Source organism: Ruegeria sp. SAZD011 (genome assembly GCF_059612545.1).
In genome coordinates this window covers 172,370-185,057 of record NZ_JBXWQU010000009.1, presented here as the reverse complement: position 1 = coordinate 185,057, position 12,688 = coordinate 172,370, and the positions used below count along the sequence as shown (strand labels likewise).

At 63.2% G+C, this 12,688-nt stretch carries 10 protein-coding genes and 1 tRNA gene; 5 read left to right on the top strand and 6 right to left on the bottom strand.

Features of this window, described 5'->3' with window-relative positions; translation table 11 throughout:
- Positions 1-18: 18 nt before the first annotated feature.
- From AC2FLM_RS02125 to AC2FLM_RS02105, 5 genes are all read left to right on the top strand, one after another.
- Positions 19-1,095 carry an alkene reductase gene (locus AC2FLM_RS02125; RefSeq protein ID WP_496855193.1) on the top strand — a complete coding sequence of 359 codons (1,077 nt, stop codon included), beginning with the start codon at positions 19-21 and terminating at the stop codon, positions 1,093-1,095.
- A gap of 128 nt (positions 1,096-1,223) precedes the next feature.
- Positions 1,224-1,793 (top strand): hypothetical protein, encoded by a 570-nt coding sequence (locus tag AC2FLM_RS02120; protein WP_496855191.1) that lies wholly within the window; start codon positions 1,224-1,226, stop codon positions 1,791-1,793.
- Between the two features lie 260 nt (positions 1,794-2,053).
- Entirely contained in the window at positions 2,054-4,465 is a 2,412-nt protein-coding gene (gene lon, locus AC2FLM_RS02115; protein ID WP_496855189.1) for an endopeptidase La, read from the top strand.
- A 146-nt stretch (positions 4,466-4,611) separates the two neighbouring features.
- Entirely contained in the window at positions 4,612-5,115 is a 504-nt protein-coding gene (locus AC2FLM_RS02110) for an HU family DNA-binding protein (protein WP_496855187.1), read from the top strand.
- Positions 5,116-5,134: 19 nt separating this feature from the next.
- Positions 5,135-5,209: transfer RNA gene (locus AC2FLM_RS02105), tRNA-Val, on the top strand.
- A gap of 82 nt (positions 5,210-5,291) precedes the next feature.
- On the opposite strand, the gene AC2FLM_RS02100 is transcribed toward AC2FLM_RS02105, so the two are convergent.
- From AC2FLM_RS02100 to AC2FLM_RS02075, 6 genes are all read right to left on the bottom strand, one after another.
- Complete coding sequence (locus AC2FLM_RS02100) at positions 5,292-6,011, bottom strand: porin (protein ID WP_496855185.1); 720 nt, start codon at positions 6,009-6,011, stop codon at positions 5,292-5,294.
- A gap of 176 nt (positions 6,012-6,187) precedes the next feature.
- On the bottom strand, positions 6,188-7,333 hold the full coding sequence (locus tag AC2FLM_RS02095) for an iron-containing alcohol dehydrogenase (protein WP_496855183.1): 1,146 nt from the start codon (positions 7,331-7,333) through the stop codon (positions 6,188-6,190).
- 5 nt (positions 7,334-7,338) lie between these two features.
- Positions 7,339-8,715 carry an aldehyde dehydrogenase family protein gene (locus AC2FLM_RS02090; protein ID WP_496855181.1) on the bottom strand — a complete coding sequence of 459 codons (1,377 nt, stop codon included), beginning with the start codon at positions 8,713-8,715 and terminating at the stop codon, positions 7,339-7,341.
- Between the two features lie 103 nt (positions 8,716-8,818).
- Entirely contained in the window at positions 8,819-10,174 is a 1,356-nt protein-coding gene (locus AC2FLM_RS02085) for a glutamine synthetase family protein (protein WP_496855179.1), read from the bottom strand.
- Positions 10,175-10,271: 97 nt separating this feature from the next.
- Positions 10,272-11,306 (bottom strand): TRAP transporter substrate-binding protein, encoded by a 1,035-nt coding sequence (locus tag AC2FLM_RS02080; RefSeq protein WP_234136248.1) that lies wholly within the window; start codon positions 11,304-11,306, stop codon positions 10,272-10,274.
- 55 nt (positions 11,307-11,361) lie between these two features.
- Complete coding sequence (locus AC2FLM_RS02075) at positions 11,362-12,687, bottom strand: TRAP transporter large permease (RefSeq protein WP_234218397.1); 1,326 nt, start codon at positions 12,685-12,687, stop codon at positions 11,362-11,364.
- Between the last annotated feature and the right edge of the window lies 1 nt (position 12,688).

Here is a 12,688-nt window from a genome sequence, read left to right as displayed (position 1 = left end):
AGCACAGGAGAACCCACGATGACCGAGATACTCTTTACCCCCCACAAGGCCGGCAATATCGCGTTGAAGAACCGGGTCGTGATGGCGCCGCTGACGCGGAATCGGGCCGATGACACAACTGGTGTCGTGTTCGACCGGCACGCGGAATATTATGCCCAGCGCGCCAGTGCCGGGCTGCTGATCACCGAGGGCGCGCAGATCAGCGCCGAGGGCAAGGGCTATATCCAGACGCCGGGCATCCATACGCCCGAACAGGTGGCCGCCTGGCGCAAGGTGACCGATGCGGTCCATGCAAGGGGCGGCAAGATCGTGATCCAGCTCTGGCATGTTGGGCGGATCTCGCACACATCGCTGTTGCCGGGTGGTCAGGCGCCGGTGTCGGCCTCGGCGATTGCGGCCAAGGCCAAGACCTTTACCCATGCCGGGTTCGAAAACACGTCGGAGCCGCGCGCGCTGGAGGCGGATGAGATTGCCCGTGTCGTGGCCGATTATGCTCACGCCACCCGATGCGCGCGCGAGGCCGGGTTCGACGGAGTCGAGATCCATGCCGCCAACGGCTATCTCGTCGAGCAGTTCCTCAAGGATGGCAGCAACCGGCGGCAGGATGCCTATGGCGGGTCGGTCGAGAACCGTGCCCGGTTCCTGTTCGAAGTCGTCGATGCCGTCGTGGGCGCCTGGGATGCGGGCCATGTCGGCATCCGCCTGTCGCCCTTCTCGGATGTGAACGGTATCTCGGACAGCGACCCGATCGCCACCTATACGCCGGTGATCGAACGTTTGGATACCTATGGTCTGGCCTATCTGCACATGGTCGAGGGCCAGACCGGCGGTGCCCGCGAAGGGGCGTTCGACGATCTGCGCCAGCTCTGGACCGGGACCTATATGGGCAATAACGGGTATGACCGGGCCAGCGCGATTGCGCGGGTGCGCTCGGGCGCGGTGGATTTGGTGGCCTTTGGCCGGCCGTACATTGCCAATCCCGACCTGGTCGAGCGGTTGGCCGCCGACGCGCCGCTGAATGCGGGCGATACCGCGACCTATTACGGCGGCGGCGACGAAGGATATACCGATTATCCGGTGTTGCAGACGGCCTGAAACGGGCCGCTCCCTTTGGCCGTCCAACGGGCGGCCAGGGGCAAAAGGTCAGGTTTGCCGGACTTGAAACGGTTCTGGATACATCGCTTTCTGCGCTCTGCATTTATTTGAAAACAAAGGAGATTGCCGTGAAGCGACTGGTATCTGCGGCGATGTGCATTTGGGGTGGCATGGTTGGGGCCGCCGAACTGGATGGTTGCGCGCTGAGCGCGGAGGATTATGCCGACCTGGTGGCGCCGCTGCTGGATGGCGCCTGGCAGGCGCATAACGGACCCGGTCTGATGATGATGAAAATGGGTTCCAACGAGATGAAGCTGCCGATGCCGCGCGCGGGTCACGAGATCATGGCGATGTTGTACCGCGACGGCACCGTCTATGCCGACATGGCGCAGTTCGGCGAGGCCGAGATACGGCTGGCCGATCCCGAAACCGGCATTGCGCCGGTCCCCGTCGACGGCGCGCAGCAATATCTCGATTTCGACACGCTGGGGCTGGCCCCCGATTGCGGCACCGATGGGATGCTGCGGCTGGAATTCGACCAGGAACGGATTGACGAGGAGGGCACCCACTTGTGGCTGCATGTGCACCTGGCGGTGCTGGACGAGGACCGGCTGGGCGGTGTGCTGACCGTACAGGGGCGCGGCAAGGACGGGACCGAGACCCATGCGCGCCGCCTGGTCAGCTTCCTGCGCTACTGAGGGGCCGGGCGGGGCGACGGTCCGGCGCTCCTGCGCCCCGGCGCAGATTGCCCCGCCCGCCGTCCCGCAGGAATCCGATGCGGCGGTGGTTTTGCAGACTTGCGGTCCGCTGGCAGTCGCGTCATTGTGCGCGGCACCAATTTACGGGTCTGGTTGAAATGGACGGGGACTCACCCCACCTTATCAGCCCGAGACAGGAGATGGCCGGGGGTCGCCTGAGACAGGGACCGGTGCCATCTTGCCAATGATAAGGATAGAGCATGCAAGAGCCTCTGAACGCCTCTTACCCCGTCCTGCCGCTGCGCGACATCGTGGTGTTCCCGCATATGATCGTGCCGCTTTTTGTCGGCCGCGAGAAATCGGTGCGGGCGCTGGAAGAGGTGATGCAGGAAGACAAGCAGATCCTGCTGTCGAGCCAGATCGATCCCGGTATTGACGATCCCGACAGCGACGGCATCTACCGCACCGGCGTGCTGGCCAATGTGCTGCAACTGCTGAAACTGCCCGATGGCACCGTCAAGGTGCTGGTCGAGGGTCAGGCACGGGTCAAGATCACCGCGTTTCTGGAAAACGACGTCTTTTTCGAGGCGCGCGCCGAATATCTGACCGAGATCCCCGGCGACGTGACCACCACCCAGGCGCTGATCCGCACCGTGGGCGATGAATTCGAGCGCTATGCCAAGGTGCGCAAGAACATTCCCGAAGAGGCGTTGGCTGCTGTCGGCGAGACCACCGAGCCCGCCAAGCTGGCCGATCTGGTCGCGGGCCATCTGGGCATCGAAGTGGGCCAGAAACAGGACCTGCTGGAAACGCTCAGCGTCAGCGAGCGGCTGGAAAAGGTCTATGGCCTGATGCAGGGCGAGATGAGCGTTCTGCAGGTCGAGAAGAAGATCAAGACCCGGGTCAAATCCCAGATGGAGAAGACCCAGCGCGAGTATTACCTCAACGAACAGATGAAGGCGATCCAGCGCGAGCTGGGCGACGGCGAAGAAGGTGCCGGCGAGATTGCCGAGCTGGAAGAGAAGATCGCCGCCACCAAACTGTCGAAAGAGGCGCGCGAAAAGGCCGAGGCCGAGCTGAAGAAGCTCAAGAACATGTCGCCCATGTCGGCCGAGGCCACGGTCGTGCGCAACTATCTCGACTGGCTGCTGTCGATCCCGTGGGGCGTCAAATCCCGCGTGAAGAAGGATCTGGGCCGCGCCGAGGGCGTGCTGGATGCCGATCACTATGGGCTGGAAAAGGTCAAGGAGCGCATCGTCGAATACCTGGCGGTGCAGCAGCGCTCGGCCAAGTTGAAGGGGCCGATCCTGTGCCTTGTCGGCCCTCCGGGTGTGGGCAAGACCTCGCTGGGCAAATCGGTCGCCCGGGCAACGGGGCGCGAGTTCATCCGCATCTCGCTGGGTGGCGTACGTGACGAGAGCGAGATCCGCGGCCACCGCCGGACCTATATCGGCTCGATGCCGGGCAAGATCATCCAGGCGCTGAAAAAGGCGAAAACCACCAATCCGCTCATCCTGCTCGACGAGATCGACAAGATGGGCCAGGATTTCCGGGGCGACCCGGCAAGCGCGATGCTCGAGGTGCTGGATCCGGAACAGAACAACACCTTCATGGATCACTATCTCGAGGTGGAATATGACCTCTCGAACGTGTTGTTCCTGACCACGTCGAACAGCTACAACATGCCCGGACCGCTGCTGGACCGGATGGAGATCATTCCGCTGGCGGGCTATACCGAGGATGAAAAGCGCGAGATCGCCAAGCGCCATCTGCTGCCCAAGCAGACCAAGAACCACGGTCTGCGGGCCAAGGAGTTCGAGCTGTCCGATGACGCGCTGACAGATATCATCCGCTATTACACCCGCGAGGCGGGCGTGCGGAATCTGGAACGCGAAGTGGCCAAGATCTGCCGTAAGGCACTGACGAAGATCCTCAAGAAAGACACTGAAAAGGTCTCGGTAACACCCGAGAATCTGGAGGATTTCCTGGGTGTGCGCCGGTTCAGGTTCGGTCTGGCCGAGAAGGACGATCAGGTCGGTGTCGTCACCGGTCTGGCCTGGACCAGCGTCGGCGGCGACCTGTTGTCGATCGAGGCGCTGCGCCTGCCCGGCAAGGGCCGGATGAAGACCACCGGCAAGCTGGGTGATGTGATGAAGGAGTCGATCGACGCGGCGGCGTCCTACGTTCGCTCTATCGCGCCGACCATCGGTGTAAAGCCGCCTCGGCTGGACCGCTGGGATATCCACGTACACGTCCCCGAAGGCGCCACACCCAAGGACGGCCCCAGCGCCGGTATCGCCATGGTCACCTCGATCGTGTCGGTGCTGACCCAGACGCCCGTCCGCAAGGACATCGCCATGACTGGTGAGGTCACTCTGCGTGGCAATGTGCTGGCCATCGGCGGGCTGAAGGAGAAGCTGCTCGCCGCCCTGCGCGGCGGCGTCAAGACCGTGCTGATCCCTGCCGAGAACGAAAAGGACCTGCGCGAGATCCCCGACAACGTGAAGGAGGGGCTGACGATCATCCCCGTCACCCATGTATCCGAGGTGCTGAAACACGCACTTGTGCACCAGCCCGAAGCGATTGAATGGGACGAGGCCGCCGAGGAAGAGGCCGCCGCCGCCAAATCGGCGCTTCCGGGTGGCGAAGGCGCCTCGGCCACGGCGCACTGAACGAGTTTGCACTTGCTGACAAGGGCGGGCCTTTTGGCCCGCCCTTGTTGTATCCGGACACCTGATTTCAACTATTTTGTGAGTGAATGTAGCCAGATCGGAAACAAATAGCTAAGCTGCCGAAAACAAAACAACGGGGCACCAAAATGGTAAAACGCAGTACACGGACCACCACCACCGCACGCAAGACCACCACGCGCCGCAGCACACGCTCCACCTCCAGCACCGCCACCGCAAAGGAAAAGACCGCCGCTGCCGAAGCGGAGCCGGTAGACCCGGAGATCGAATCTGTCGAAGCCGCCGAAGCGCTCGATACACCGTTGCCCCGTGTGGTGCGCGCCGACGAAGCCGAGGATCAGGACAACGGAAACGAGTTGCGCAAGCGCGAGCTGATCGATCTGGTTGTCGCCCGGTCCGACGTGAAGAAGAAATATGTCAAGCCCGCCGTCGAGGCGATGCTGGCGATCTTGGGCGAGGCGATCTCGGAAGAACGCGATCTGAACCTCCAGCCGCTTGGCAAGCTCAAGGTGAACCGCTCGACCGACAAGGGCAACGGGCAGGTGATCATCTGCAAATTGCGCCGCAGCACCCAGGCAGAGGAAGAAGTGGAAAAACTTGATGCGGACCCTCTTGCAGAGGCCGCCGAGTAACGCTAAAAGCCTGCCTCACGGGTGATTAGCTCAGTGGTAGAGCGCTTCGTTCACATCGAAGATGTCAGGAGTTCAAATCTCTTATCACCCACCAGATTTCAAAGCCGCCGGGCTGTAGCCTGGCGGTTTTTTGTTTTTTATAAGGCGGTTACACGAACAAGCTTACGTTGCTGGGGTCACAGCCCCGGCAGGCGGTCGAGCAGGGCGCGACGGCTGAAGGTGGTGCCCGGCCGGTCGCCCAGGTCAAAGCGCAGGCCGATGCCGACAAAGGCATCGTTGTTGCTGAAATTGGCCACCCGGGCGTTGCCGGTACCCACCTCGCCATACAGGTTCACGCCGCTTCCCAACCCATAATCGGCGCCAATCGCCATGCGGGTCATGTTGGCACCGGTCTTGTTGTCCATGAAATCGACGCTGGCATTCAGGCTGAGCGGACCGCTGCCCACGTCGCTGCTGATCTTGCCGCCCAGCAGGGTCGCGTTGGTCCCCTGCACGCGGCCACGCGAGAAATAACCCTCCAGCCGAATGGCCGAGAAGTCGTAGGCGGCTTCGAGACCGTAGAAGTTGCGGTCGATGCCGCCACCATCCTCGGTCCCCCAGAACCCGCCGACCGCGCCGCCATAGCCGAACTTGTAGATACCATGCAGCGTGGCGCTGCGGCCGCTGCCGCCAACCTGATCGAACTTGTAATACCCAACGTCAAGCTGGGTTGCGACAGAACTGCCAAGGCCAAGCTCGAAAGAGCCTTGCAGCGCCTGGCGCGCGCCCTTGGATTTGTTGGTGAACTGATAGTGGTTGATGTCGACATTGGCGCCGACAAGACCGATACTCTGTGCCGAAAGGCTGGCGGGGGTCACACCGACCGCCAATACCGCCGCTGCCACGCGGAGTTTCATGCTGCTGCTCCTTAGCCTGATGCGCTGGGATGCGCGGGCGCTTTGCGCGCTCTCAGGCGCGATCATATACATCGCGCCGAATCAGGTAAAGGTGTTTGATTCTGCGAGCGGAATCCCGTTTGCGTCGCTGCTTGTTCCGCCGGGCAGGGGCCTCGCACCCCCGCCCGGCGAGGCTATCAGAACAACGATTCCAGAAGCGGGCGCGTGTTCTGTGCCGTCATCGCCACCGGGTTGCCACCGGTCGAGGGGTCGTTCAGCGCGTCACGCACCAGCACGTCGATATCGGGATTGGTGACGCCCAGATCGGTGAGCGTCTTGGGGATGCCGAGCGACGTGTTCAGATCATCGACATAGGCCGCAAACCCGTCGAACCCGCCCGCGATGCCCAGATAGGCAGCGGCTTGCGCCAGCACGCCCTCGGCCGCGGGGCGGTTGAATTGCAGCACGGCAGGCATGCAGACCGCGTTGGTGGTGCCGTGATGGGTGTGGTGATGCGCGCCGATGGGGTGCGACAGCGCATGGATGGCGCCCAGCCCCTTCTGGAAGGCGGTGGCACCCATGGCGGCGGCCGACATCATATGCACGCGCGCCTCAATGTCGGACCCGTCGGCATAGGCGCGGGGCAGGTATTCCTTGACCAGCCGCATGCCTTCCAGTGCGATGCCCTGGCTCATCGGGTGGTAATGGGGCGAGCAATAGGCCTCGACACAATGGGCAAAGGCATCGAGGCCGGTGCCTGCGGTAATGAATTTCGGCATGCCCACGGTCAGTTCCGGGTCGCAGATCACCACCTTGGGCAGCATCAGCGGGTGGAAGATGATCTTTTTCTCGTGGGTCTCCGAATTGGTGATCACGCCCGCACGACCGACCTCGGAGCCGGTGCCGGCAGTCGTCGGCACCGCCACAATGGGGTGAATGCCCGCCGGATCGGCGCGCGTCCACCAGTCGCCGATATCCTCGAAATCCCAGAGCGGGCGGCTCTGGCCTGCCATGAAGGCCAGCGTCTTGCCCAGATCGAGCCCCGAGCCGCCGCCAAAGGCGATCACCCCGTCATAACCGCCCTCGCGATAGACCTTCAGCCCGGCCTCCACATTGCGCTCGGTCGGGTTGGGGTCCACCTCGGAAAACATCGCCCGGCCCAGGCCCGCGGCCTCCATCAGGTCGCGCGTGCGGGTGGTGATCTCCATCGCCGCCAACCCTTTGTCGGTGACCAGCAGCGGCTTGGTGATGCCGGCGGCCTTGCAGGCCTCGGCGATCTCGGCGATCCGCCCCGCGCCAAAGCGGATGGCGGTGGGATAGGACCAGTTTCCAACAAGTTTCATGGGCCTCAAGCCTTTTTCAGATGATAGGATTTGGGACGGGTCAGGGCGTGGAAGCCCAGCACGGACAGACCCGCGCCGCGGCCGGTATCCTTGCAGCCGGTCCAGCAGAGCGCGGGGTCAAGGTAATCGCAGCGGTTCATGAACACGGTGCCGGTTTCCAGCCGCCTGCCGATCTCGTCGGCACGGGCGGTGTCGCGGGTCCAGATCGAGGCGGTCAGCCCGAACTGGCAATCGTTCATCAGCGCAATCGCCTCTTCGTCATCGGCGACCGGCATGATGCCCACGACGGGCCCGAAGGTCTCTTCGCGCATGATCTCCATGTCATGAGTGACATTGGTTAGGATCTGCGGTGTCAGATAGGCGCCGCCGTCATCCTGCGGGAACCGCTCGATATGGGCGGTCGCACCCTTGGCAATGGCGTCCTCGATCTGGTCGCGCGCCACCTGGGCAAAGCGCACATTGGCCATTGGCCCGATCGTGGTCTCGGGGTCCAGCGGATTGCCCAGTTTGTAGCCGTTCACCAGCGCCACAGCCTTGTCGACAAAGGCGTTGAACAGGCTGGCATGCACATAGATCCGCTCGATCCCGCAACAGCACTGGCCCGAGTTGAACATGGCCCCGTCGATCAGCGTCTCGACGGCGGCGTCCAGATCGGCATCGGCGCGGACATAGCCCGGATCCTTGCCACCCAACTCGGTCGAGACGGGGATGAAGGTGCCGGCGGCGGCGCGTTCCATCGCCTGACCGCCCCGGACCGAGCCGGTGAAGTTGACGAAGTTCACCTTGCGCCGGGAAATCAGCTCGGCGGTGGTGTCATGGTCCAGCACGATGTTCTGGAACACGTCCTCGGGGATGCCCGCGGCATGAAACGCCTCGGCCATCCGCTCGCCCACCTGCAAGGTCTGGGCGGCATGTTTCAGGATCACCGTATTGCCCGCCATCAGCGCGGGCGCCACCGTGTTGATCGCGGTCATATAGGGATAGTTCCATGGCGCCACCACCAGCACCACGCCAAAGGGCTCGCGCTCGATCTTGCGCAGAAAGGCGTCGCTGTCCTCGACCACCAGCGGTGCCAGCGCGCTTTCGGCGATCCCGGCCATATAGGTGGCGCGCTCGTTGAAACCGCCGAACTCGCCGCCATAGCGGACGGGGCGGCCCATCTGATGGGCCAGTTCCACCGCCATGCGGTCGGTGGTCTTGCCCACCTCGGCCACCGCCGCCAGCACCAGCGCCACGCGCTCGGCCAGGGGGCGCGCGGCCCAGGCGGCTTGCGCGGCACGGGCGCGGTCGGCAGCACCCATGGCCGCCTCGCGCGTGGCCGTGGGCCGCTCCAGATATACCGATCCGTCGATCGGCGAGATGCATTTCACTGTCTGAGCCATCACGATCCTCTTGGCGCCCTCGCGCCCTTCCTCTTGCCCGAAATATCCCGGGGGTGAATGCCGCGCCAGCGGCAGAGGGGGCTGGCCCCCTCCTTGCCCGGCCTTAAGCCTTTTCGAAACCGCGCGCGATTTCCCAATCGGTCACCACGCGGTCGAATTCTTCCTGCTCCCACTGGGCGCAGCGGGTGTAATGGTCGATCACCCAATCCCCCATCGCCGCCCGCAGCATGGCGGACCCGTCCAGGGTCCCGATCGCGTCGCGCAGGCTGCGCGGGATCTCGCCCGCCTCGGCATTGTCATAGACATCGCCGCTGGTGGGGGGCGCCAGTTCCAGTTTCTCCTCGATCCCCTGGAGGCCTGCCGCCAGCAGCGCCGCCTGCGCCAGATAGGGGTTCAGGTCCGAGCCGCCGATGCGGCATTCCATCCGCACCCCCTTGGTCCCTTCGCCGCACATGCGGAACCCGGCGGTGCGGTTGTCCACCGACCAGACGGTCTTGGTGGGCGCAAAGGTGCCTTTCATGAAGCGTTTGTAGCTGTTCACGTAAGGCGCCAGGAAGAACGTGTAGTCGGGCGCATAGCGGATCATCCCGGCGCAGAACTGGCGGCCCAATTCGCTCAGCCCGTGGGCTGCATCCTTGTCGTAGAAGGCGGGTTCCGACCCGCGCCACAGCGACAGGTGCACATGGCTGGCGCTGCCGACCCGGTCGTGATGCCATTTCGGCAGAAAGCTGGCGGCGTGGCCGTGCTGATGGGCGATCTCCTTGGTGGCATGTTTGGCGATCGTGTGGTGATCGGCACAGGCCAGCGCGCCGGCATAGCGGATGTTCAGCTCTTCCTGGCCCGCCTCGGCCTCGCCCTTGGTGTTCTCGACCGGGATGCCTGCGGCAAAGAGATGGTTGCGCAGCGGGCGCATCACATGCTCTTCCTTGCTGGTCTGCAGGATATGGTAATCCTCGTTATAGCCCGAGATCGGGGTCAGGTTGCGATAGCCGGTCTTGCGGATCTCGTCGAACGTGCCTTCGAACAGAAAGAATTCCAGCTCGGTCGCCATCATCGGCGTCAGCCCCAGCGCTTCGGCGCGGGCGATCTGCGCCTTCAGAACCTGACGGGGTGAATGCGGCACCGGTTCATGGCTGTGGTGATCCAGCACGTCGCACAGCACCATCACCGTGCCTTCGAGCCAGGGCAGGGGGCGCAGCGTGCTCAGGTCGGGCTTCATCACGTAATCGCCATAGCCGGCCTGCCACGAGGTGGCCCGATAGCCGTCCGGCGTGGCCATCTCCAGATCGGTGGCCAGCAGGTAGTTGCAGCAATGGGTTTCCTCATAGGCGCTGTCGAGGAAGTTCTGCGCATGGAACCGCTTGCCCATCAGGCGGCCCTGCATGTCGACCAGGCAGACCAGAACCGTGTCGACGGTGCCTGCGGCAACCTGGGCTTTCAGCGTTTCGAATGTGAGCATGTCACGACCTTTGGATTTGGTGGGGTCAAGAATTTTCGTCGAAAATTCTGTCGCGGGGACCGGCCCGCCGCAAGGGGCGGCGGGCCGGGTCTGTGATTTAGCCGTAGCGATAGGGCCGTCCGGCCTTGGCCATGTCGGCGTTATACTTCTTGAAGATCTCGACCACCTTGGCCTTGGTCTCGGATTCCGCCGCGATCTCGTCCCAGAACTTGACCGCCGCCTCTTCGACCTGCGCCCATTCCGCATCCGGGATCGAGGTCAGCTGCATCTTGGTGCCATTGACACGCAGGCTGGCTTCGCCGCCCCAATACCACCACTGACGATAGTAATGCGACTGGTCGCAGCAGACCCGGAACAGGGTTTGCAGGTCTTCGGGCAGCTCGTTCCAGCGGTCCATATTGGCAAAGAAGGAGCCCGCCCAGGCGCCCGAGATGTTGTTGGTCAGGAAGTAGTTGGTCACATCGGCCCAGCCGACGGTGTAATCCTCGGTGATCCCCGACCAGGCGATGCCATCAAGCTCGCCGGTCTGTACCGCGACCTCGATATCTTCCCACGGCAGGGTGACCGGCACCACGCCGAACTGGCTCAGGAAGCGGCCCGCGGTCGGGAAGGTAAACACGCGCTTGCCGTTCAGGTCGGCCAGGCTGTTGATCGGGTCCTTGGTGGCGAAATGGCAGGGGTCCCAGGCGCCCGCGCTGATATGCTTGACGCCGACCTTGGAGTATTCCGCGTCCCAGATCTCGTTCAGCCCGTACTGGTTGAACAGCACCGGCACGTCCAGCGAGTAGCGCGAGGCAAAGGGGAAATAGCCGCCGAACACGGTGACCTCGGTGGGCGAGGCCATCGAGTCGTCATCCGACTGCACCGCGTCGATGGTGCCGCGCTGCATGGCGCGGAACAGTTCGCCCGTCGGGACCAGCTGATCTGCATAGAACAGCTCGATCTGCATGCGGTCGCCGGCGATCTTGTTGAACATGGCAATGGCCGGGTCGATCACATGGGCGGCCAGCGCCGGGCCGGCATAGGTCTGCATGCGCCATTTGATCGTCGATTGCGCCAGCGCCGGGGTGGCCAGCGGCGCGGCCGCTGCGCCAACGGCGGCGGTGGTGATAAACTTGCGTCTTGTGGTCATCGGTTCTCTCCCAGTTGAAAAAAGGGTGGATTGGATGTCCCGGTTCGCTCCGGGATCACTTGTTGTAGACATATTCAGGCAGCCACAGTGCGATCTGCGGAAAGGTCATGATGATCGCCAGCGCCAAGGTCATCACCAGCACGAAAGGCAGGATCGAGCCATAGATGTCGCGCAGGGTGATCTCGGGCGGGGCCATGGCCCGCATCAGGAACAGGTTATAGCCAAACGGCGGCGTCATATAGGCGATTTGCGTGGTGATCGTATAAAGCACCCCGTACCAGATCAGGTCAAAGCCCAGCGCGCCCACCAGCGGCACGTAAAGCGGCGCCACGATCACCAGCATCGCGGTATCGTCCAGAAAGGTGCCCATGATGATAAAGCTGAGCTGCATCAGGATCAGGATGACCCAGGGGTTCAGCCCCAGCCGTTCGGTGAACAGATCCTCGATCGCCTTGACCGCGCCCAGCCCATCGAACACCGCGCCAAAAGCCAACGCGGCCAGGATGATCCACATGAACATGCACGAGATGCCCAATGTCGAGCGGACCGAGGTCTCGAACACCTGACGGTTCATCCGGCCCTTGAGCACTGCGGCCAGAAAGGCGGTCAGCGCCCCGATGGCCGAGCTTTCCACCAGCGAGGTCCAGCCGTTGACAAAGGGCACCATCATCGCGGCAAAAATACCCAGCGGCAGCAGGCCCGCGCGCAACAGGCGCAGTTTCTCACCCATCGGCACGTCACGCTCTTCAGCCGACAGCGCCGGGCCAAGGTCGGGGTTCAGCTTGCAGCGGATGGCGATGTAGAGGATGAACATGGCCGCCATCATCAGGCCCGGCAACACGCCCGCCAGCCACAGCTGGCCCACCGGCTGGCGCGCGATCATCGCGTAGAGCACCAGCACGACCGAAGGCGGCACCAGGATCCCCAGGCTGGATCCGGCCTGGATCACCCCCGTGACCATCTTCTTGTCATAGCCGCGTTTGAGAAGCTCGGGCAGGGCGATGGTGGCGCCGATGGCCATGCCCGCCACCGAAAGCCCGTTCATTGCCGAAATCAGAACCATCAGCCCGATGGTGCCGATGGCCAGCCCGCCGTTCAGGCCGCCCATCCAGACATGGAACATCTTGTAGAGGTCGTCGGCGATCTTGGATTCCGACAGCACATAGCCCATGAAGATGAACATCGGCAGGGTCAGCAGCGGATACCATTTCATCAGCTTCATCGCCGCCGAGAAACCGATGTCATAGCCGCCACGGTCGCCCCAAAGCAGCAGCGAGGCCAACACCGCGACAAAGCCGATGGCGCCGAACACGCGCTGGCCGGTCATCAGCATCACCATCATGGTGGAAAACATCAGGATGGCGATCAGTTCATAGGACATC